Origin of the sequence: Mesorhizobium sp. BR1-1-3 (genome assembly GCF_020165455.1) — a bacterium.
Classification (GTDB): Bacteria; Pseudomonadota; Alphaproteobacteria; order Rhizobiales; family Rhizobiaceae; genus Mesorhizobium; species Mesorhizobium ciceri.
In genome coordinates this window covers 118624-139592 of record NZ_JAIUIC010000003.1, presented here as the reverse complement: position 1 = coordinate 139592, position 20969 = coordinate 118624, and the positions used below count along the sequence as shown (strand labels likewise).

Annotated in this window: 21 protein-coding genes; 16 read left to right on the top strand and 5 right to left on the bottom strand. The window is 64.0% G+C overall.

Going from position 1 to position 20969, the window contains the following annotated elements:
* The first annotated feature begins 645 nt into the window (after positions 1-645).
* The gene (locus tag LB559_RS07880) at positions 646-906 is read left to right on the top strand and encodes a hypothetical protein (RefSeq protein WP_224673722.1); all 261 of its coding nucleotides are present in this window, start codon (positions 646-648) and stop codon (positions 904-906) included.
* Positions 907-997: 91 nt separating this feature from the next.
* Positions 998-1498 carry an MmcB family DNA repair protein gene (locus tag LB559_RS07875; protein WP_050596417.1) on the top strand — a complete coding sequence of 167 codons (501 nt, stop codon included), beginning with the start codon at positions 998-1000 and terminating at the stop codon, positions 1496-1498.
* 14 nt (positions 1499-1512) lie between these two features.
* Here the strand turns inward: LB559_RS07875 and nhaA are convergent, their stop codons facing one another.
* The 5 genes from nhaA to LB559_RS07850 all read right to left on the bottom strand — a co-directional run bounded on the left by nhaA (position 1513) and on the right by LB559_RS07850 (position 8191).
* Positions 1513-2721: a Na+/H+ antiporter NhaA gene (gene nhaA / locus LB559_RS07870; RefSeq protein WP_063171102.1), complete on the bottom strand. Its 1209-nt coding sequence runs from the start codon at positions 2719-2721 to the stop codon at positions 1513-1515.
* A gap of 62 nt (positions 2722-2783) precedes the next feature.
* A complete protein-coding gene (locus tag LB559_RS07865) occupies positions 2784-3347 on the bottom strand; it encodes an ActR/PrrA/RegA family redox response regulator transcription factor (protein ID WP_013528072.1) in 564 nt (187 codons plus the stop codon).
* 85 nt (positions 3348-3432) lie between these two features.
* Entirely contained in the window at positions 3433-4764 is a 1332-nt protein-coding gene (locus tag LB559_RS07860) for an ActS/PrrB/RegB family redox-sensitive histidine kinase (protein WP_013528073.1), read from the bottom strand.
* A gap of 26 nt (positions 4765-4790) precedes the next feature.
* Entirely contained in the window at positions 4791-7253 is a 2463-nt protein-coding gene (hrpB, locus tag LB559_RS07855; RefSeq protein WP_224673721.1) for an ATP-dependent helicase HrpB, read from the bottom strand.
* A gap of 47 nt (positions 7254-7300) precedes the next feature.
* Entirely contained in the window at positions 7301-8191 is an 891-nt protein-coding gene (locus LB559_RS07850) for a DMT family transporter (RefSeq protein ID WP_013528075.1), read from the bottom strand.
* A 28-nt stretch (positions 8192-8219) separates the two neighbouring features.
* Between LB559_RS07850 and LB559_RS07845 the strand changes: the two genes are divergently transcribed.
* The 14 genes from LB559_RS07845 (at position 8220) to dhaK (ending at position 20957) form a co-directional block, all read left to right on the top strand.
* On the top strand, positions 8220-8909 hold the full coding sequence (locus tag LB559_RS07845) for a PIG-L deacetylase family protein (RefSeq protein ID WP_224673719.1): 690 nt from the start codon (positions 8220-8222) through the stop codon (positions 8907-8909).
* Between the two features lie 276 nt (positions 8910-9185).
* Positions 9186-10517, top strand: a complete 1332-nt coding sequence (locus tag LB559_RS07840; RefSeq protein WP_013528077.1) for an ABC transporter substrate-binding protein — start codon at positions 9186-9188, stop codon at positions 10515-10517.
* Positions 10518-10626: 109 nt separating this feature from the next.
* A complete protein-coding gene (locus LB559_RS07835) occupies positions 10627-11574 on the top strand; it encodes a carbohydrate ABC transporter permease (protein WP_013528078.1) in 948 nt (315 codons plus the stop codon).
* On the top strand, positions 11571-12521 hold the full coding sequence (locus tag LB559_RS07830) for a carbohydrate ABC transporter permease (RefSeq protein WP_013528079.1): 951 nt from the start codon (positions 11571-11573) through the stop codon (positions 12519-12521). Before LB559_RS07835 ends, LB559_RS07830 begins: the two co-directional genes overlap by 4 nt.
* Entirely contained in the window at positions 12518-12724 is a 207-nt protein-coding gene (locus LB559_RS07825) for a hypothetical protein (RefSeq protein WP_013528080.1), read from the top strand. Before LB559_RS07830 ends, LB559_RS07825 begins: the two co-directional genes overlap by 4 nt.
* 2 nt (positions 12725-12726) lie before the next feature.
* Complete coding sequence (locus tag LB559_RS07820) at positions 12727-13839, top strand: ABC transporter ATP-binding protein (RefSeq protein WP_013528081.1); 1113 nt, start codon at positions 12727-12729, stop codon at positions 13837-13839.
* Positions 13832-14845, top strand: a complete 1014-nt coding sequence (locus LB559_RS07815) for an ABC transporter ATP-binding protein (RefSeq protein ID WP_013528082.1) — start codon at positions 13832-13834, stop codon at positions 14843-14845. The genes LB559_RS07820 and LB559_RS07815 overlap by 8 nt, the downstream gene beginning before the upstream one ends.
* 54 nt (positions 14846-14899) lie before the next feature.
* Positions 14900-16543: a dihydroxyacetone kinase subunit DhaK gene (locus LB559_RS07810; RefSeq protein ID WP_224673717.1), complete on the top strand. Its 1644-nt coding sequence runs from the start codon at positions 14900-14902 to the stop codon at positions 16541-16543.
* 72 nt (positions 16544-16615) lie between these two features.
* A complete protein-coding gene (dhaL, locus tag LB559_RS07805; protein WP_224673955.1) occupies positions 16616-17218 on the top strand; it encodes a dihydroxyacetone kinase subunit DhaL in 603 nt (200 codons plus the stop codon).
* On the top strand, positions 17215-17604 hold the full coding sequence (gene dhaM / locus LB559_RS07800; RefSeq protein WP_013528085.1) for a dihydroxyacetone kinase phosphoryl donor subunit DhaM: 390 nt from the start codon (positions 17215-17217) through the stop codon (positions 17602-17604). The genes dhaL and dhaM overlap by 4 nt, the downstream gene beginning before the upstream one ends.
* Positions 17605-17626: 22 nt before the next feature.
* Positions 17627-17929, top strand: a complete 303-nt coding sequence (locus LB559_RS07795) for an HPr family phosphocarrier protein (protein ID WP_224673715.1) — start codon at positions 17627-17629, stop codon at positions 17927-17929.
* A complete protein-coding gene (gene ptsP, locus LB559_RS07790; RefSeq protein WP_224673714.1) occupies positions 17913-19499 on the top strand; it encodes a phosphoenolpyruvate--protein phosphotransferase in 1587 nt (528 codons plus the stop codon). Before LB559_RS07795 ends, ptsP begins: the two co-directional genes overlap by 17 nt.
* A gap of 11 nt (positions 19500-19510) precedes the next feature.
* Positions 19511-19933 carry a hypothetical protein gene (locus LB559_RS07785; RefSeq protein ID WP_013528088.1) on the top strand — a complete coding sequence of 141 codons (423 nt, stop codon included), beginning with the start codon at positions 19511-19513 and terminating at the stop codon, positions 19931-19933.
* A gap of 37 nt (positions 19934-19970) precedes the next feature.
* Positions 19971-20957, top strand: coding sequence for a dihydroxyacetone kinase subunit DhaK (gene dhaK / locus LB559_RS07780; RefSeq protein ID WP_024501818.1), 987 nt, complete (start codon positions 19971-19973; stop codon positions 20955-20957).
* Positions 20958-20969: the final 12 nt, after the last annotated feature.

Below are 20969 nucleotides of genomic sequence, written 5' to 3'. Positions count from 1 at the left end.
CGACAAACCGTCCGACGATATTCTCGACCCGGATGGTCCCAGTGTCCAGGATGGCGTCGAGTTGGTGCGGCACCGCAGATGGCACCGCCGCCGTCGCCGACGCGGGTGGAGGCGGGTCTGCCGTCGCTATTGGCGCAATGGCTATTGGCGCCGCAGATGTTTCCGCAGATCCTTCTGGATCCACTTCTGACGAGACCAGCAACGCGAAGGTCCCGGCGCCCGCCGGGGCCTTCGCTATCGCTGCGGGGAATCCAATCGGCAAAAAAGGCCCGCCGCCCCTCGGCAGCGGGCAGGTCCTGGAGTGCCGGGGGATCAACCCGGCATGGGATCAACGAGCGGGTCACCGGTTGGTTGCAGGGATCGGCCCGGTAGCCTTCCTTTGGGTGGACCGCCACCAGGCCTGACCGGAGCGGGGTGTATTGGGGGAGCCCCGGCTGCTTCCAAAATATCACTTTTCTCTTATATTCGCTTTAGCTAATTTACATAAAGCCATGCATCACCCGCAGATGGGGTGCGCACTTCACGAAAGTGTCGAAGTGACGTCTCCCTGCTTATGCCATTCGGCATTCGCGGAACTAAAGCGGTGCATCTGACTTTGGTTGGTGACGCGCAAAGATTTTTTCGCTGCTATCTTAAAGTTACCAAATGGAAATTGACCGGCGCAGCATATCAAGTCGATTTGCGCTGACGATCTCTTTGTTTTTCCAGGAACTGCTTGGCGTGCTCCGCCCAATCAGCCGTCGTGACTTTATGCTCCTGAACGGACTTTCTGAAAGCCTTGCGCAGAGCATCAAGATCAAAGGCCCACAGTTGTTCACCATCAATGCTGTTCAATTTTGTGCCGCCCGTCCCCATGAGAACGATGGTGTGCACCACAAGCTCAATCTTTCAAGGATCAATGCCTGACTTCTTTTGGGTATATCCGGGTATATCGAATATACAATCGCCTGCATAAAACAGGTTCAAACCGTGAACAGAATCTGGCATGGTGCCTCGCATGCCGATCATCTCGCCCATCCCCATCAACCCTCTCATCGACGGTCGCCAGTCCGAACGCGCCATGCTGGTGCGACGCGGTGTACAGCGGCTGCTCATGGATATGGGCGCGCATGTCTTGCCCGAACTGTCGTTGGCCACCGGCCGCCGTGCCGACCTCGTCGCTTTGACCCGGCAGGGCGATATCTGGATCATCGAGATCAAATCCTCGATCGAGGATTTCAGGGTCGACCGCAAATGGCCCGACTACCGGCTGCATTCCGACCGCTTCTTCTTCGCCACCCATCCCGGCGTACCCTCGGAGATCTTCCCGCACGAATGCGGCTTCATCCTTTCCGACGGCTATGGCGCCGAGATCCTGCGCGATGCGCCCGAGCACCGCATGGCAGCGGCAACGCGCAAGGCGCTGATGCTGCGGATCGCGCGGGCCGGCGCTTCGCGGCTGCTGGCGGCGGAGCTTGCCGGCGTGTCGGTGCCGGCGCTGGAGGGTGAGAGCGAGTAGCGGCGTCCTTCACTCTATGACCGGCTCTCCTCTTCGCCGTCCTCCACGCCACCCCTAGCGGACGCCATGAGCAGCACGGCAGCGCCCAGGATGGCCGCGATGAAGGAGCCGGCGAGGATGCCGACCTTGACCGCGTCCTGCAGCGCCACGTCGCCGGCGAAGGCGAGCAGGCCGATGAACAGGCTCATGGTGAAGCCGATGCCGCACAGCAGCGATATGCCGATCATGTGCGTCCAGCCGGCATTGGCGGGTAGGTCGGCAAGACCGAGCCTGATGGCAAGTGCCGAGGAGCCGAACACGCCGACCAGCTTGCCGACAACCAGGCCGGCGGCGACACCCAGCGTCAACGGCTCGATCAGCGCGCCAAAGCTCAGGCCGGCGAGCGAAACGCCGGCATTGGCAAAGCCGAAGATCGGGATGACGACGAAAGCCACAATCTTATGCAGGCCGTGCTCGAGCCGGTGCAGCGGCGAACGGTCCAGATCGTGACCGATCCCGGCGGAGCGCTCAAGCGGGATGGTCAGCGCCAGCGCCACGCCGGCAAGCGTTGCATGGACGCCAGATTTCAGCACCAGAACCCACAGGACGACGCCCAGAACGAGATAGGGCACAAGCGTCATCACCCGCATGCGGTTGAGCACGACAAGCGCGGCAATGATTGCGAAGGCGGCACCCAGATAAGCCAGCGACAGGCCGCTGGTGTAGAAGATGGCGATGATGATGACGGCACCGAGGTCGTCGATGATGGCCAATGCTGTGAGGAACACCTTCAGCGAAGCCGGCACGCGGCTGCCGAGCAGCGACAGCACGCCGAGCGCAAAAGCTATGTCGGTGGCGGTCGGGATCGCCCAGCCGGACAGGGCGGCCGCATTGTTGCGGTTGACGGCGACATAGACGAGTGCCGGGACCAGCATGCCGCCGGCGGCGGCGATGCCGGGCAGCACGCGCCGAGGCCAGGTGGAGAGCTGGCCGTCCAGCATCTCGCGCTTGATCTCCAGCCCGACGAGCAGGAAGAACACCGCCATCAGCCCGTCATTGACCCAGTGCGAGACGCTGAGCGGGCCGAGATAGGCGTGGAGCACGGAGAAATAGGTTTCGGCGAGCGGCGAGTTGGCGACGATCAACGCAAGTGCCGCCGCCGCCATCAGGATGATGCCGCCGGCCGCTTCGCTATCGAGAAATTCGCGGAAGACGGAAATCGGCCGCTGCTTCAGATCCTGCATGTCGCCTCCGTCATGCCGCCTGTTTCGGCGGGTTTCAATCGGCAAGATGGCAAACGGTGACCTTAACGCGGCGCGCGCTTTGCCAGTATGCGCTGCAAGGTGCGACGGTGCATGTTGAGCCGGCGCGCTGTCTCGGAGACGTTGCGCTCGCACATCTCATAGACGCGCTGGATATGCTCCCATCGGACGCGGTCGGCCGACATCGGGTTTTCCGGCGGCGCCGCGCGCTCGCCGGCGGTGCGGGTGAGTGCGGCGAAGATATCATCGGCGTCGGCGGGCTTGGAGAGATAATCGACCGCACCGAGCTTCACCGCGGTCACCGCGGTGGCTATGTTGCCATAGCCGGTCAGGATGATGGTGCGGGAATCCTCGCGCTTTTCGCGGATGGCCGCGACCACGTCGAGGCCGTTGCCGTCGCCGAGCCGCATGTCGACCACGGCGTAGGCGGGTGGATTGGCGCGCGCCTTGGCAACCGCCTCCTCGACGCTCTCGGCCGTCTCGACCACGAAGCCCCTGGCTTCCATGGCGCGAGCCAGACGCGTGAGGAACGGCTTGTCGTCATCGACGACAAGCAGCGAGGTGTCCTCGCCTTCAACCATTGCGCCAATATTCTCGTCGCCTGTCATAGTCTCAAAATTCCTGCTGCCTTAATTTTACGCAAATATAGTTCCTGAGCCTCCTTGTCCAATTTTTAGAGGTCCTTCAAGGCTCTCAGGCAGTGTCGAACATGCTGGCCGAAGTGATTTCCGGATTGAGGAACACACCACGCGGCCACGATATCTGGACCATGGCGCCCTCGCCCAGGCCACTCGAATTGCGGAAATCGAGCACGGCACCAGAGCGTTCGAGCAGGGTCTTGGCGATGAACAGGCCGAGGCCCAGACCACCGCCGGTTTCATTGCCCTGACGCGTCGACATGTAGGGCTCGCCGATGCGGTCGATGATCTCGGCCGGAAAACCGGGGCCGTCATCGACGATCGAGAAGGTGACGGTGGCCTCGTCCCAGCTCCAGCGCACGGTGACGCTTTTGCGGGCGAAATCGACCGCGTTCTCGACCAGGTTGCCGAGGCCGTAGATGACGCCCGGATTGCGCTGCCCGACCGGCTCGGGGCCGATGCGTTCGCCGGGCCGAAGCTTGATCGAGATGCCGAAGTCCCGGTGCGGCGCGGTGACCTCCTCGACCAGCGATGTCAATGGCAGCCGCGAAAGATGCGCCTCACCCTCCGAGGACAGGCTGGTCAGCCGCTTGAGAATCTCGCGGCAACGCTCGCTCTGCGAACGCAACAGCGTCACGTCTTCCCCGTATTTCGGATCCTTGCCGAGCGCCTTTTCCATCTCCTTGGCGACAAGCGCGATGGTGGCGAGCGGCGTGCCGAGCTCGTGCGCGGCCGCGGCGGCCAGCCCGTCGAGCGCCGAAAGGTGCTGCTCGCGCTGCAGCACCAGCTCTGTTGCGGCGAGCGCATTGGCCAGAAGCCGGGCTTCGGCGGCCACCCGGAAGGCATATATGGCGGTGAAGGCGATCGAGGACAGCACCGCCATCCACATGCCGGCGACATAAAGAAAAGGCATGGCCAGCGGCGCATCCTCATGCCAGGGCAGCGGCAGATGGACAAAGACCAGAAAGGTCGCCGCCGACATGACCAGCCCGCCGAGGATGGCAGTCAGGCGCAGGGGCAGCGATGTCGCCGAAATGACGACAGGCACGGTCATCAGCAGCGAGAACGGATTGGTGAGGCCGCCGGTCATGTAGAGCAGGCCGGCAAGCTGCAGGCTGTCGAAGATGAGGATGCCGAAGGCCGCAAGCGGCGTGAGCCGGTGCGCCGCCGGAAAGCGAAAGGCGAGAAACAGGTTCATCCAGGCCGAACAGGCGATCAGGGCAAAGCAGAGGCTGACCGGCAGCGGAAACTTCAGCCCATAGGCGACGACGAGCACCGCCAGGCTCTGACCGACAATGGCAAGCCATCGCAACCGGATTAGCGTGTTGAGGCGCAGTCTCTGGCTCTGCTGGAAATCGGGCGAACGCAAAACGTTGATCATGGCCATGAATTACAGCCGCGAAGCTCCAAAGGCTAGGTCCCGCGCGGCTTGGCCCTGGCGGTGGCGGCGGCGAGCAGCGGGTTTTCCGGCCAGACATGCTTGGGATAGCGGCCGCGCATGTCGGCGCGTACGTCGGCCCAGGAGCCGCGCCAGAAGCCGGGCAGGTCGCGCGTCGTCTGGATCGGCCGGTGCGCCGGCGACAGGAGTTCGAGCGTCAGCGGCACAGTGCCATTGGCGATGGCGGGATGCCGGTCGAGCCCGAACAGTTCCTGCACGCGAACCGCCAGCACCGGCCATTCGCTGTCATAGCGGATAGGCACATGGCTGCCGGACGGAGCGTCGAAATGGGTTGGCGCCAGCGTATCGATCCTGCGCTGCAGATCATGCGGCACGAGGCTGGCCAGTCCGGCCGAGACAACACCTGCATCGATGGCGGCAAACGATGCCGCGCCGGCGAGGTAAGGCAGCAGCCAGTCGTCGAGGCGCTCGACGAGGGCGTCATCCGCCATATCGGGCCATGGTGCGCCCAGGCCGCGATGCAGCCAGCCAAGCCGCTGGCGCAGCGTTTGCGCCTCCTTGCTCCAGGTCAGCAGCGACAGCCCGTGCTGGCGCACGGCATCGAGGACGGCGCGGTCGGCGTCGGCCCCCGTTGGCGGCGGCAGCATGCGCTCGGCGAGCGTGATGGCGCCAAGGCGCACGGTTTCACGTACACGCACGGCGCGCTTGTCCCGATCGAAGCTCGTTTCACGGCGCGCCTCGATCCTGTCCGCCAACGCGACACGGACATCGTCCTCGCCGATCGCCGCTGCCGCCGTGATGCGCGCATTCTGTGCCTTGCCCTGCAGGTCGGCGACGACCAGAAACGGCTCGCCCGCCAGCGGATCGGCGGCGTCGAGCATGGCGCCGGAGCCGTTGGCCAGCACGAAACGGCCACGCTCGCCACGCGCCTTCGCCACCCGATCCGGCCAGGCGTGGACGAGCAGGGGACCGCCCGCCGCAGCTTCGCTGCCCTTCGCCCCGCCAGCCTGCCTTGCCAGCCTTTCGGCGAGTTGCTTGGCGGCGGTAGCGCGCGGAGATCTTTCCCCGCGAAAACGCATCAGCCGCCGCTCCAGATCGGCGCCGTCGCCACCGAGGCCGCGTTCGGTAAGCAGCACGGCGAACATTGCCGCCTCGAAGGCATGGCCGCTCCGGGATGCCTCAGCAACCATATGCGCCAACCGCACCGGCAGAGCGAGCTTGCGCATCTCTGCACCCGCCTCCGTCAGGCGCCCCGTGTGGTCGATGGCATCCAGCGCGCGCAGTAGCCCCCTTGCCTCATTGAGGGCCGGAACAGGCGGCGGATCGAGAAAAGCAAGCGCTGACGGATCGGCAACGCCGAAGGCAGCACAATCGAGCAGCAGTCCGGACAGATCGGCCTCAAGGATTTCCGGCGGCGTGAAAGCAGGAAGTGCAGCCGTTTGCTCGGCCCGCCACAGCCGGATGGCGACGCCTGGCTGCGTGCGCCCGGCACGGCCGGCGCGCTGGTCGGCGGAAGCCTTGCTGACACGCACGGTCTCCAGTCGGGTCAAGCCACTGGCCGGCTCATAGCGCGGCAGCCGCGACAGGCCGGAATCGATGACGACGCGCACGCCGTCGATGGTGATCGAGGTTTCGGCTATCGAGGTGGCCAGCACCACCTTGCGGCGGCCCGATGTTGCCGGCTTGATCGCCGCGTCCTGCGCCTTGCCGTCCAGCATGCCGTAGAGCGGGACGATGTCGGTATCGGTGCCGACCTTGCCGGCCAGCCGTTCGGCGGTGCGCTCGATCTCGCGCTGGCCGGGCAGGAAGGCAAGGACGCTGCCGCTCTCGTCGGCAAGAGCGGCGCGGATCGCCTTGGCCATCGCGTCCTCGATGGCGATGCCGGCCGGCCGTTCGTCATAACGGATATCGACGGGAAAGGCGCGACCCTCGCTTTCGACGACCGGCGCGCCCGACATGAGTTTGGCGACGCGCGCGCCGTCGAGCGTCGCCGACATCACAGCCAAGCGCAGATCCGGCCTGAGCGCCCCCTGCACGTCGAGCGCCAGAGCGAGACCGAAATCGCCGTCGAGCGAACGCTCGTGGAATTCGTCGAAAATGACAGCCGAAACACCGGGCAGTTCGGGATCGTCGAGGATCATGCGCGCCAGCACGCCTTCGGTGACGACCACGATCCTGGTCTTTGCCGAAATGCGGTTTTCCATGCGCATGGCGTAGCCGACGGTGGCGCCGGGTTCCTCACCAAGCAACTCAGCCATCCGGCGAGCGGCGGCGCGAGCGGCGAGGCGGCGCGGTTCAAGCAGGATGATCTTGCCGGCGCCGAGCCAAGGCGCGTCAAGCAGCGCCAGCGGCACCAGCGTGGTCTTGCCAGCGCCGGGCGGCGCCACCAGCACGGCGCTGTTGCCATCGCCAAGCGCTTCCCTCAGCGCCGGCAGCACGACGGACACAGGAAGCTCCGGCAGGGGTTTTGTGGTCATGGCGCCCGCATATCAGCGGTTACGGCCACGGCGCAACCAGAGTCGGTTCAAAGCCGGGTACGCGAAAACGGGTTCCAGCGCACGGTCCCCAGCCGCGCTTCCTCACGCACCATGGTCAACAGGCCGGCGCCGCCAACGACCGCCAGGCCAACCAGCGACAGCCCGTCCGGATATTCCTGGAAAAACAACGCGCCGAGGATCACCGCCCAGGCGATCTGCGAATAATGCGTCGGCGCGACCCGGTTGGCAGGCGCGTATTTCATGGCCAGCAGTTGAAGGAATTGTCCACCTGCTGTGAAGGCACCGGCCGCCACCAACCACAGCAACTGCTTGCCGTCGGGAACGGTGAACGAGGTGGCGGCGGCACCGATGCCGTTGAACAGCAGGCCGTAGCCGACCAGCACGCCGAGCATGGTGGTGCGCTTTTCCTGCTGCGCCAGCGAGCGCATCAGGATCACGCTGGTGGCGGCGAGGAAGGCAACACCGAAGGCGGCAAGGTGGCCGAGATTGAGCTCGCGAAAGCCCGGCCGCACCACCAGCATGACACCGGCGAAACCGGCGACCACCGCCAGCCAGCGCCAGGGGCCGACCTTCTCCTTGAGGATCACCGTGGAGAGAATGGTGACGCAGAGCGGCGCCAGGAATATCAACGCATAGGACTCGGCCAGCGGAATGGTGGTGAAGGCGTAGACACTGAGCACGCCGGAAGCGATGCCCGCCCAGGCACGCGCCTGCACCGCCCATGGCCTTCTGGTGCGCCAGAAATCGCGCCAGCGTTCGCCCGCGGGCCGCGTGAAGAACAGGAAGAAGCCCGCGAACAAGGTTATGAAAAAGCCGATCTCGAAGATCGTGAGCTGACCGCCCAGGCTTTTGACAACGGCATCGCTACCCGAATAGCTTGCGTAGGCGATCAGGGCGAGCAGGATTCCGTTCGTCACGTTGTTCCAATTCCGGGGAGAGAGTGGTTTGAAAATCCTGGCGCTCGGTGCGCATCCGGACGACATCGAGATCTTCATGTTCGGTACGATGGCCGCCTATGCCGCGCAAGGCGCAGAACTCACTTTTGCCATGGCCACGGATGGTGCCAGGGGCGGCACAAGTGATCCCGCTGTTCTCGCTCGTGTCCGTCGCGACGAAGCAACGGCCGCGGCCGCGCTGATAGGCGCAATGCCACGCTTCCTGGACTTTCCGGACGGCGAGTTGATAGCCGATGCGGCGCTGATCGGAGCTCTGAAAGCACTGATCGGTCAAATCGGCCCGGATCTGGTGATCACGCATGCGCCCAACGATTATCATGCAGACCATCGCGCGCTGTCGGACGGCGTTCGTATCGCGGCGTCTTTCGCCGTCCCAGTGCTGCATGCCGACACGATGGGCGGCACCGGTTTTTCGCCGACGCACTATGTCGAGATTTCCGCCCATGCCGACGTCAAGGCCGAGGCGATCCGCATGCATCAATCGCAGGATCCCGACCGCTTCGTCGACATTGCGCGGACACAGAACGCCTTTCGCGCCGGCCAGTGCAACGGCGCGCAAGGCTCATCGGCCGAAGCCTTCCGTTTCGAACCGTCGTTCCCGTTCGCCGATATCCGCGCGCTGCTGCCGCCGGCGCCGGCGATCCGCAAGGTGATGGTGAGCACCAGAAGGGTAGATTGAAAGCCGAGGCTGCCCCACGTCCCGGTCAGAATCGGCCTGAACAGCTTCGGTAAGCCGGCCAGCGACCCGCGCTTTTCCCAACGTTTTCAGCCATCGCCATAAGCATGCTGCGGCGCAGCAACGAATTCGCTTGCCTTGTTTAGTAAAAATTGCATCACTAAACAAATTACTAAACATCCGCAGCGTAACCGCGCCGCCATGTTTGGGCCCCTGAGGAGAGGGGTTGAGGGCTTTTGAAACCGTCATCCGGGCGCGTTTCGCAAATGGGAGGAAATCATGAAATCGAGCTTGAAACTGGCGTTGGGACTGACCTCGGCGATCACAGCGTCGACAGCCGTCGCGAACGCCGCGCACGCTGAAGACCTGACACTGTGCTGGGCCGCCTGGGACCCCGCCAACGCGCTTGTTGAACTGTCCAAGGATTTTACCAAGGAAACCGGTATCGGCATGAAATTCGAGTTCGTGCCGTGGACCAACTATGCCGACCGTTTTCTCAACGAACTGAACTCGCACGGCAAATTGTGCGACCTGATCATCGGCGACAGCCAGTGGATCGGCGGCGCTGCCGAGAACGGCCACTACGTCAAGCTGAACGACTTCTTCGACAAGGAGAAGATCAGCATGGACGATTTCGTGCCGGCAACCGTCGTCGGCTATTCGGAATGGCCGAAGAACACGCCGAACTACTGGGCGCTGCCGGCCATGGGCGACGTCGTCGGCTGGACCTACCGCAAGGACTGGTTCTCCAAGCCGGAGCTGCAGAAGGAATTCAAGGAGAAGTACGGTTGGGACCTCGGCCCGCCAACCACTTTCGACCAGTTGAAGCAGGTCGCCGAGTTCTTCCAGAAGCGCGAGATCGACGGCAAGACCGTCTATGGCGCCTCGATCTACACCGAGCGCGGCTCCGAAGGCATTACCATGGGCGCCATGGACGTGCTCTACAGCTATGGCTTCCAATACGAAAACCCCAAGAAGCCCTACGAGATGGAAGGCTTCGTCAACTCCGACAAGTCGGTGAAGGGGCTGGAATTCTACAAGGCGCTCTATGATTGCTGCACGCCGCCCGGTGCCTCGAACAGCTACATGGGCGAAGGCGTCGATGCCTTCAAATCCGGCCAGGTGGCGATGCACATGAACTTCGCCTTCACATGGCCGGGCCTGCAGAAGGACGAGAATGTCGGCGGCGACAAGATCGGTTACTTCGTCAACCCGAAGGGTCCGGACGGCGAGCAGTTCGCCCAGCTCGGCGGCCAGGGTATCTCCGTGGTGTCCTATTCCGACAAGCAGGAGGCGGCGCTGAAATACATCAAGTGGTTCGCCAACAAGGACGTGCAGGCCAAGTGGTGGTCGCTCGGCGGCTATTCCTGCCTCAACGCGGTGGTCAAGGATCCGAAGTTCCCGGCCAGCCAGCCCTACGCGCAGACCTTCCTCGACTCGATGGCCATCGTGAAGGACTTCTGGGCCGAGCCGAGCTACGCCCCGCTGCTGCAGGCCTCGCAGAAGCGCTTCCACGACTATGTCGTCGCCGGCCAGGGTTCGGCCAAGGATGCGCTCGACGGCCTGGTCAAGGACTGGACCCAGGTCTTCCAGGACGATGGCAAGATGTAACCAGCTCCTCCCGAGCTAAGCCAAGCATCCCGTGCCGCCCCTTGGCACGGGATGCAGTTCAGATAAATTCCATGACAGAGACGACCAAGTGACCGAAGCAGGACTCACCATGCTCAATCGGACCGCGGAGAACGTTGCCCGGGCGACCCCGGAACCGTTGGCCCGCAAGGTCCGGGGCATCAGCGACAAGGGCCTCGCCTGGCTGTTCATCTCGCCGACGATCCTGTTGCTGCTGGCCATCAACATCTTCCCGCTGTTCTGGGCGATCTATCTGTCGTTCACCAACTACCGGGCCAACCGCCCGAACGAGGTGGTGAAAAATCTCGGCCTTGCCAACTACCAGCGCATCCTCGGCGACAAGGACATCTGGATCGCCATGCAGACGACCGCGCATTTCGTGTTCTGGACGATCCTTTTGCAGACGCTGATCGGCTTCACGCTGGCCTGGCTGATCGACAGGAAGTTCCGCGGCCACGCTTTCTGGACGACGCTGATCCTGGTGCCGATGATGCTGTCGCCGGCGGTAGTCGGCAATTTCTGGCGCTTCCTCTATGAGCCGCAGATCGGCCTGTTTGCCTATGCGATCTCCTTCGTCACGAGGATCCCGCCGACCGATATCCAGATGCTCTCCAACGTGTCGCTGGCGCCTTGGTCGATCATCATCGTCGATACCTGGATGTGGACGCCCTACGTGATGCTGATCTGCCTCGCGGGCCTCCGCTCCATCCCCGAATACATCTACGAGGCGGCCGAGGTCGACCGCGCCTCGAACTGGCGGCAGTTCTGGTCGATCACGCTGCCGATGGCGCTGCCCTTCATCATGCTGGCGGTGCTGTTTCGCGGCATCGAGAACTTCAAGATGTTCGACATGGTCAATCTGTTGACCGGCGGCGGGCCGGGCTCGACGACCGAGGTCGCCTCGATAACGCTGAAGCGGCAGGCTTTCGAAAGCTGGCGCACCGGTTATTCCTCGGCCTTCGCCATCATCCTTTTCGTGGCGGTGTTCGGCCTCGCCAACATCTACGTCAAGGCGCTCAACAAGGTGAAGCAGAGATGAGCCTGACCACAGCCCATTCGGTCGTCGCACCGAGCAGCAACTCGAAACGGATCGCCGGCACGATCATCGTGCTTTACGCACTGATCTCGATCGTGCCGCTGCTGTGGATCTTCGCCACCAGCTTCAAGACGCCGCCGGATTCAATCGCGTATCCGCCCAAGATCCTGTTCCAGCCCAGCCTCGAGGGCTACTGCAATTTGTTCACGACGCGGACCCGGCAGACGCCGGAATACATCAACTCGCTGGGCCCGGCGACGGGCTTCTGCGACGAGACCACGCGCAAGCGCAACATGGTGATCGCCGGTCCGTCCAATTTCCTGCCGCGCTTCGTCAATTCGCTGATCATCGCCTTCGGTTCGACCTTCTGCGCCGTCTTCCTCGGCACACTGTCGGCTTACGGCTTTTCGCGCTTCAAGGTGCCGCTCGCCGACGACCTCCTGTTCTTCATCCTGTCGACGCGCTTCATGCCGCCGATCGCCGTCGCCATTCCGATCTATCTGATGTACCGCGAGCTTGGCCTGTCGGACACCGCGCTCGGCATGATCCTGCTCTACACGGCGGTCAATGTGTCGCTGGCTGTCTGGCTGCTGAAGGGCTTCATCGACGAGATCCCGCGCGAATATGAAGAAGCGGCAATGATCGACGGCTACACGCGGCTGCAGGCCTTCTGGCGCACCGTGCTGCCGCAGGCGACGACCGGCATAGCCGCGACCGCCATCTTCTGCCTGATCTTCGCCTGGAACGAGTATGCGTTCGCAGCTCTCCTGACCTCCGGCACGGCGCAGACCGCGCCGCCCTTCATCCCGACCATCATCGGCGAAGGCGGCCAGGACTGGCCGGCGGTCGCGGCCGGCACGACGATCTTCCTGGTGCCGATCCTGGTTTTCACCATCCTGCTTCGCAAGCAATTGCTGCGCGGCATCACCTTCGGCGCGGTGCGCAAATGAGCTTGACCAAGCCTGGGAACCGCAAATCGCGCTGGCCGGCCTGGGCACGGCGCGGGCTGATGGAAAACATCGCGACAGCGCTGATCGCCATCGGCTTCCTGATGCTGTTCCAGCCCTTCGCGCTGTCGCTCTACACCTACTCCTTCATCACCATGCTCGCTGGCACCGTGATGTTCATCATCGTCTCCAAGTTCCCGGAATAATCATGGCCGAAATCCGTGTCCAGCACCTGAGAAAGGCTTTCGGCGATTTCGTCGCCGTGCAGGATTCCAACTTCGTCGTCGAGGATGGCGAGTTCTTCGTCATGCTCGGCCCGTCCGGCTGCGGCAAGACGACGACCTTGCGCATGATCGCGGGGCTTGAGCTGCCGACCGGCGGCCAGATCCTGCTCGGCGGCGACGACGTCACCATGCTGCGGGCCCGCGAGCGCGACATCGCCTTCGTCTTCCAGCTGTTCGCGCTCTACCCGCACATGAATGTGCGCAAGAACATCGGCTTCCCGCTGCTGGCGCAAGGCATGCCTTCGGCCGAAATCCGCACGCGGGTCGAGGAAACGGCGAAGCTGCTGCGCATCGACCATCTGCTCAACAAATCCGTCTCCGGACTTGCCGGCGGCGACCGCCAGCGCGTCGCGCTCGGCCGCGCCATCGTGCGGCGGCCAAAATGCTTCCTGATGGATGAGCCGCTGGGAACCCTTGACACCGAATTCCGCGATTTGATGGTCCATGAGCTGCGCGAACTGCACAACCGCATCCACGCCACGACGGTCTATGTCACGCACGACCAGATGGAAGCGATGTCGATGGCCGACAAGATCGCGGTGATGAACCATGGCGTCATCGAGCAGTTCGGAAGCCCGCGCGAAATCTATGACCGCCCGGCGACCATGTTCGTCGCCGACTTCATCGGCTCGCCACCGATGAACTTTTTGGGATTTGGCGGCGGGCTCGCCAAGGGCGCCAGGGAGATCATCGTGCAAGGCGCGAAGGTCGCGGTGCCGGAGGTGCGCGAGGACATCGCACCTGGCGACATGGCGCTCGGCATCCGCCCTGAACACATCCGCTTCGACGACGCCTCAAAATTGCGCGGCGCCATCTATGGCACCGAATATCTCGGCACCACGCAGATCGTCGCGGTGGAGACGGCGGATGGCATCATCAAGGCACGCGTACCGGCCGAAATCAGGCTCGCCACCGGCGACCATGTCGGCCTGACGCTGAGCAGCGCGCGGCTGTCGCTGTTCGAGAAGGGATCGGGCCGCGCGGTGAGAACCGCGATCCACGATGTCGCCTCGGAACGGAGGGCCCAGCATGGCTGAGGTGCACATCAAGAACGTGACCAAGAGTTTCGGCGACCATGTCGCCGTCGACGGCCTCGACCTGCACATAGCGGATGGTGAATTCGTCGTGCTGCTCGGGCCAACCGGGGCCGGCAAGACGACGACGCTGCGGCTCATCGCCGGGTTGGAACGGCCAGACAGCGGCACGATCGAGATCGGCGGACACAATGCCACGACGCTGTCGCCGGCCGAGCGCGACACCGCCTTCGTCTTCCAGCAATATTCGCTCTATCCGCATCTGTCGGTGTTCGACAATCTCGCCTTTCCGCTGCGCTCGCCGGCGCGGAAAATGCCGGAAGACCAGATCCGCCGCCGGGTCGAGGAGGTGGCGAAGATGGTGCGCATCCATCACAAGCTCGCCAACCGCTCGACCAAGCTTTCGGGCGGCGAAATGCAGCGCGTCGCCATCGGCCGCGCGCTGGTGCGCAAGCCTTCGATCTATCTGATGGACGAGCCGCTGTCATCGCTCGACGCCAAGCTGCGGGCGGATCTGCGGCTCGAGCTGAAGCGCATCCAGACCGAGCTCGGCGCCACCATGCTCTACGTCACCCACGACCAGATCGAGGCGATGACGATGGCAGACCGCATCGGCATCCTCACCGAGGGCGTGCTGGTGCAGATCGGCTCGCCGCGCACCATCTATTCAGAGCCGGCAAACCTGCATGTCGCGGCGAGGCTCGGCCAGCCGGCGATCAATCTTCTGCCGACCGGGCTGCTGCCTGACGGCGGCGCACCGGCCGGCACCAAGACGATCGGCGCGCGCACCGAGCATCTGACGATCGCGAAGGCCGCGAATGGCCATGCTGACGGCGTTGTCGACTGGGTCGAGCATCTCGGTGACCAGAACCATTTGCATGTGACGGTAGGCACCAAGAAACTGGTGACGCTGACCGATCCCGACACGGATCTGGCGCAGGGCGACAAAGTGGTGATCCGCTACCGGGCGCCGCTGTATTTCGGCGCCGATGGACAGCGATTGATGTGAGCGGTTTTCGGTGATTCAGCACCGGTTTTGACTTTGCCAGTACGGGACGAATCGATGAAGCACTTTTTCAATCGCAGGGAAACGATCGTCACCGAGGCGCTGGACGGCCTGCTACGAACCATTGGCTCCGGCGATCTCGCGCGCCTCGACGGCCATCCCGAGATCAAGGTCGTCCTGCGCGCCGACTGGGACAAGACGAAAGTCAGTGTCGTCTCCGGCGGCGGGGCCGGGCACGAGCCTTCACATGCCGGTTTCGTCGGCAGGGGCATGCTGACGGCGGCGGTTTCGGGCGAGATCTTTGCCTCGCCAAGCGTCGAAGCGGTGCTGGCCGCCATTCGCGCGGTCACCGGCCCGGCCGGCTGCCTGCTGATCGTCAAGAACTACACCGGCGACCGTCTCAATTTCGGCCTGGCGGCAGAGAAGGCGCGCGCCGAAGGGTTTCGTGTCGAGATGGTCATTGTCGCCGACGATATCGCTTTGCCCGACATCACCCAGCCGCGCGGCGTTGCCGGCACCTTGTTCGTGCACAAGATATCAGGCCACCTGTCGGAAGCCGGCCACGATCTGGCTGAAATCGCGGCAGCGGCGCGGGCGGCGGCTAAGGACATAGTTTCGCTCGGCATGTCGCTGTCGTCCTGCTCGATCCCGGGCCAGCCGCACGAAGACAGATTTGGCGAGAACGATGGCGAACTCGGCCTTGGCATTCACGGCGAGCCGGGCGTCGAGCGGATTGCGGTGCAGAGCGCCGACAGGCTGGTGGCGATCATGGCGGAGCGCCTCGCGGCACGGCTTGATCCCAAGGCCACCTACGCCTTGCTGATCAACAATCTCGGCTCCGTGCCGCCGCTGGAAATGTCCGTTATCGCCAATGCGGTGCTTGCCTCGCCGTTGGCCAAAACCATCAAACTGACGATCGGGCCGGGCCCGCTGATGACGGCGCTCAACATGAACGGCTTCTCGCTGTCGCTGATCCGGCTGGATGCGGCGCGCGAAACCGCCTTGCAGGCGCCGGTCGGCCCGCATGCCTGGATACCGGCAAAGCCGGTTGTTTCACCTGCCGTCGTGCCGATGGCGAAAGCGGCCGGACAAAGCGTGGCACGCAAGCCCAGCCAGGATGCGCGGACCCGGTCTCTTCTCGTTACCATCTGCGAAAGGCTGATCGCGCTCGAAGCGACTTTGAACGGACTGGACGCCAAAACAGGCGACGGCGACACCGGTTCGACGGTGGCGACCGGCGCGCGCAGTGTTCTCGAGCGGCTCGACACGCTGCCGCTTGCCGAGCCTGCAGCCACCCTTGGCGCGATAGGCGACATTCTGAGCGCGTCGATGGGCGGCTCCAGCGGCGTGCTGCTGTCGATCTTCTTCACGGCGGCGGCGCAGGCTCTGGGCGGCGGCGCGAGCCTGGCCCAGGCGCTGCTTGCCGGCCTTGAACGGATGACCTTTTACGGCGGCGCCAGAATTGGCGATAGAACCATGGTCGATGCGCTTGAGCCGGCGCTCAAAGCGCTCGACGCGAACGGCCTTGAGGAGGCGGCAACAGCAGCCCGCCATGGTGCCGAGGCCACGGCCGCCATGGACAAGGCAAAAGCCGGGCGGTCGGCCTATGTCGGCAGCAAGCTGCGAGGTGTGGTCGACCCCGGCGCTCACGCGGTGGCCGAAGTCTTCGCGGCGGCCGCGGCATTGCATGAAGCGGCCTGACGTATGCTCCAGTTGTCGAATGACCGTTCTTTCGATACTGCCGGCAAGATGGAAACCGGGAATGCGGGTGACATGGCGGCGTTGAACCTTGCCCGGCTGATCGCGGCCGCCGCGGATACGATCGCCGCGCATGCCGAGGAATTGACGGCGCTCGACCAGGCGATCGGCGACGGCGACCACGGGCTGAACATGAAGCGCGGCTTCGAGGCCGTGCGCGCCGAAGCCGAAGCATTTTCGGCCAAACCGCTGCCCGATGCCCTGAAGGCGATCGGCACCAAGCTGGTGATGACGGTCGGCGGCGCCTCCGGCCCGCTGTTCGGCACCCTGTTCCTGGCACTCGGCAAGGAGATTTCGACGAAACCCGATCGCGCCAATCTGACGGCGGCGTTCGGCAAGGCGATCGAAGCTGTGGCAGCACGCGGCAAATCGCAGATCGGACAAAAAACCATGCTCGACGTGCTGCAGCCGGTGCATGACGCGCTGCAGCAGGGAAAGACAGCTCTTGAAATCGCCGATATCGCCGACGCCGCGGCCGACGCGACCGTGCCTATGAAAGCCTTGCGTGGCCGCGCCTCGTTCCTGGGCGACCGATCGATCGGTCATATGGACGCCGGCGCGCGCTCAACCGCGCTGCTGGTGCGCACAGTGGCGCACAGCCTCGGGGAAAGCGCATGAGCAATGTCGGCATCGTCATCGTCTCGCATTCGCCGCTGGTTGCCGAGGGCACGGCCGACATGGTGCGGCAGATGGTGGGCGACGAAGTGCCGCTTGCATGGTGCGGCGGAAACGGCCATGGCGGGCTCGGCACCAATGTCGAGGCGATCATGGGCGCCATCGACAAGGCCTGGTCGGAAGCCGGTGTCGCCATTCTGGTCGATCTCGGCGGCGCCGAGACCAACTCGGAAATGGCGGTGGAGATGATCGGCGAGCCACGCTCGCACAAGATCATAGTCTGCAACGCGCCGATCGTCGAAGGCGCGGTGATGGCAGCGACCGAGGCCTCCGGCGGCGCCTCGCTGCGGGAAGTGGTGGCGACGGCACATGAATTGTCGCCGTCGTGAACGAACGGGAATTTTGAAAGACATGTCCGCATCCGCCGAAGCGACCGTTGTGATCACCCACGAGGTGGGTCTGCACGCGCGTCCTTCGGTGAAGTTCACCAAGCTGGCCAAGAGTTTTGCCGCCGAGGTGGAGATCGCGCTCGCCGCCAACGGGCCATGGTTCGACGCCAAGAGCATCGTCAAGGTGATGGCGGCCAAGGCGCCGAAGGGCACCGTGCTGCACATCAGGGCCAGCGGTGACGGCGCCAATGATGTCGTCGACGCGTTGGTCGAACTGGTGCGGCGCGATTTCGACGAAGGCGCGGACCATGTCCGAACCGCTTAGACTGCAAGGCATTTCTGCCTCGGCCGGCTATGCCGAGGGGCCACTGTTCGACCTCGACCAGACTGTCGTATCCTATGTCGGCAAAGAAACAGCCGACGACGAGAAGGCCGCGCTCGAAGCCGCAATCGCCGTCGCGACAAGCCGTCTCACCGCATTGAGCGAGATGGCCGAGGGCGATGCCGCCGACATTCTCGAGTTTCAGCTCGCCATGCTGCAAGACGATGCGCTGAGCAGCCCGGCCTTTGCCGCGATCCGCACCGGCCTGCCAGCCGACAAAGCCTGGCGGCAAGCGCTTGATACCGAGATTGCCGGCTACGACGCGTCAGACCAGGATTATTTCCGCGCACGGGCCGCCGACATACGCGATATCAGGGACCAGGTGCTGCGGGCGCTGTCCGAGGATGGCGACGTCCAGGCGCCAACCGGCGCCATCCTCTACGGCTGGGATATCGCGCCGACGCGTTTTCTCGAAACCGACTGGAGCAGCGGCGGCGGCATCGCACTGAAGGCGGGCAGCACCGCCAGCCACGTCGCCATGCTGGCGCGTTCACGCGGCGTGCCGATGGTTGTCGGGTTGGGCACTTCGCTGGCTCGTCTAACCGGCACAGCGCTGCTCGACGCCGAACATGGCGGCATTGTGTTGTCACCCTCCAAGACTGAAATCGCTGCTTTTCGCCAATCGTCCTCATCATTCCGGGCGCGCAGCGACCGGGCCGGGACGTTCCTGGCGCGACCGGCGGTGACCAAGGCCGGCACGGCGGTGCGCGTGCAGGTCAACATCGCCGACCCGTCCGATGTCGACCTCATCGACATTACGACCTGCGACGGAGTCGGGTTGATGCGCACCGAATTCCTGTTCGGCAAGACGCTGCCGGATGAGGAGACGCAGTATCGCGCCTATCGCAAGGTGCTGGAGTGGGCCGGTGAAAAACCGGTGACGATCCGCACCGTTGACGCCGGCGGCGACAAGCCGGTGCCCGGCTTTACGATCGAGGAGAGCAATCCGTTTCTCGGCCTGCGCGGGATCAGGCTGTCGCTGGCAAGACCCGAGGTGTTTCGTGTACAGATCCGGGCGCTGCTGCGCGCCGCTGTCCATGGCGGCCTGAAAGTGATGTTCCCTATGATCGCCATTGTGGAGGAATACCGACAGGCAGCGGCGATGTTCGCCGAAGAGCAGACTGCACTTGCCGCACGCGGCGTCGCACACAACATGCCGCCGCTCGGCATCATGGTCGAAGTGCCGTCGGTGGCGATCGTACCGGAAGCCTTTACCGATGCCGCCTTCTTCTCGATCGGCTCCAATGATCTCACCCAGTATGTCATGGCGGCCGCCCGCGACAACGCTGCCGTGGCGCATCTCAATTCGGTCCGTCATCCGGCCGTGCTGCGGCTGATCGCTGCCGTGACCGCGTTTGGCCAGCGGGAAGAGATCCCGGTCAGCCTGTGCGGCGATGCAGCCGGCGATCCAGCCTCGATCCCGTCACTGATCGAGGCCGGCCTGCGCGATCTTTCCGTCGCGCCGGCGCAACTCGCCATGGCCAAGGCGGCCATCGCGGACGTTTCTGTCTAGGCGCGGCCGGCATGGTCGACAGGACACCCGAACCCGGTTCCGAAGAGGCGATCCGCGCCTACAAGACGATCCTGTCGCAGGTTATCGACCAGCGCCCGTCCGGTATGCGCCAGCGCCTGGCCGATGCGCTCGGCAAGCACCGCAGCTTCGTCACGCAGATTTCCAGTCCTGCCTATTCGATCCCGATTCCGTCAAAACATTTGCCGGCTATATTTTCCGTCTGCCATTTCAGCCCGGCCGAGCGCGACCAGTTTCTCGCCGCCTATCACCAGGCGCATCCAGGCAAGATGTCGATCGCATCAGGCATGCGCAAGACGCGGCATGTCTCGCTGATCGTGCCGGATTTCGGCGACGACAAGCAGAACGCCGCGCTCGATAAGGCGGTGAACGATTTTATCCAAAAGATCACCAGCATCACCGGCAAGAGTGGCTGATCACTTGCTATCTGGCCTATTTCGGGAGGAGACGGCCGTGAAGAAGTTTATCAATTCGGTGGACACGGTGCTGACCGAAAGCCTCGACGGCTTCGTCGCCGCCCATGCCGACATCCTCGTGCTCGGCGACGAGCACAAATTCATCCGCCGAAAGACCTTGCGGCCGGGCAAGGTGGCGCTGATCTCCGGCGGCGGTTCCGGTCACGAGCCGCTGCATAGCGGCTTTGTCGGTCACGGCATGCTGGACGCCGCCTGCCCCGGCCAGGTATTCACCTCGCCGACACCGGACCAGATGCTGGCGGCGGCAGAGGCCGTCGACACCGGTGCCGGCTGTCTGTTCATCGTCAAGAACTATGAGGGCGACGTCATGAATTTCGAGATGGCGGCCGAAATGTCGGAAGGCGTCCAGCAGATCGTGACCAATGACGATGTCGCGGTCGAGAATTCTTCCTATACGACGGGCCGGCGTGGCGTTGCCGGCACGCTGGTGGTGGAAAAGATCGTCGGCGCGGCGGCCGAACATGGCCTGGCTCTGGCGTCGCTGAAGGCGCTTGGCGACCGCGTCAACGCTGCTACCCGCTCGATGGGCGTGGCGCTGACCAGTTGCACCGTGCCGGCGGCGGGCAAGCCGACTTTCGATATCGGCGACGGCGAGATGGAGTTCGGCGTCGGCATCCATGGCGAGCCCGGCCGCCGGCGCGATGCGCTGAAAAGCGCCGATGCGATCGCGCAGGAGATTTGCGCCGCGATCCTCGGCGATCTCGGCGACAAAGCGAAAGGCCCGGCGCTGCTGTTCGTCAACGGCTTCGGCGGCACGCCGCTGATGGAACTCTATCTGATGTACAACAGCGCACGGCTAATCTTCGAGAAGCATGGCGTGACGGTGACCCGTTCGCTGGTCGGCTCCTACGTCACCTCGCTCGATATGGCCGGCTGCTCGATCACGCTGACCATGCTCGACGACGAGACGACCGCATTCTGGGACGCGCCGGTACACACTGCGGCGCTGCGCTGGGGCATGTAAAAGCTGGCTTAC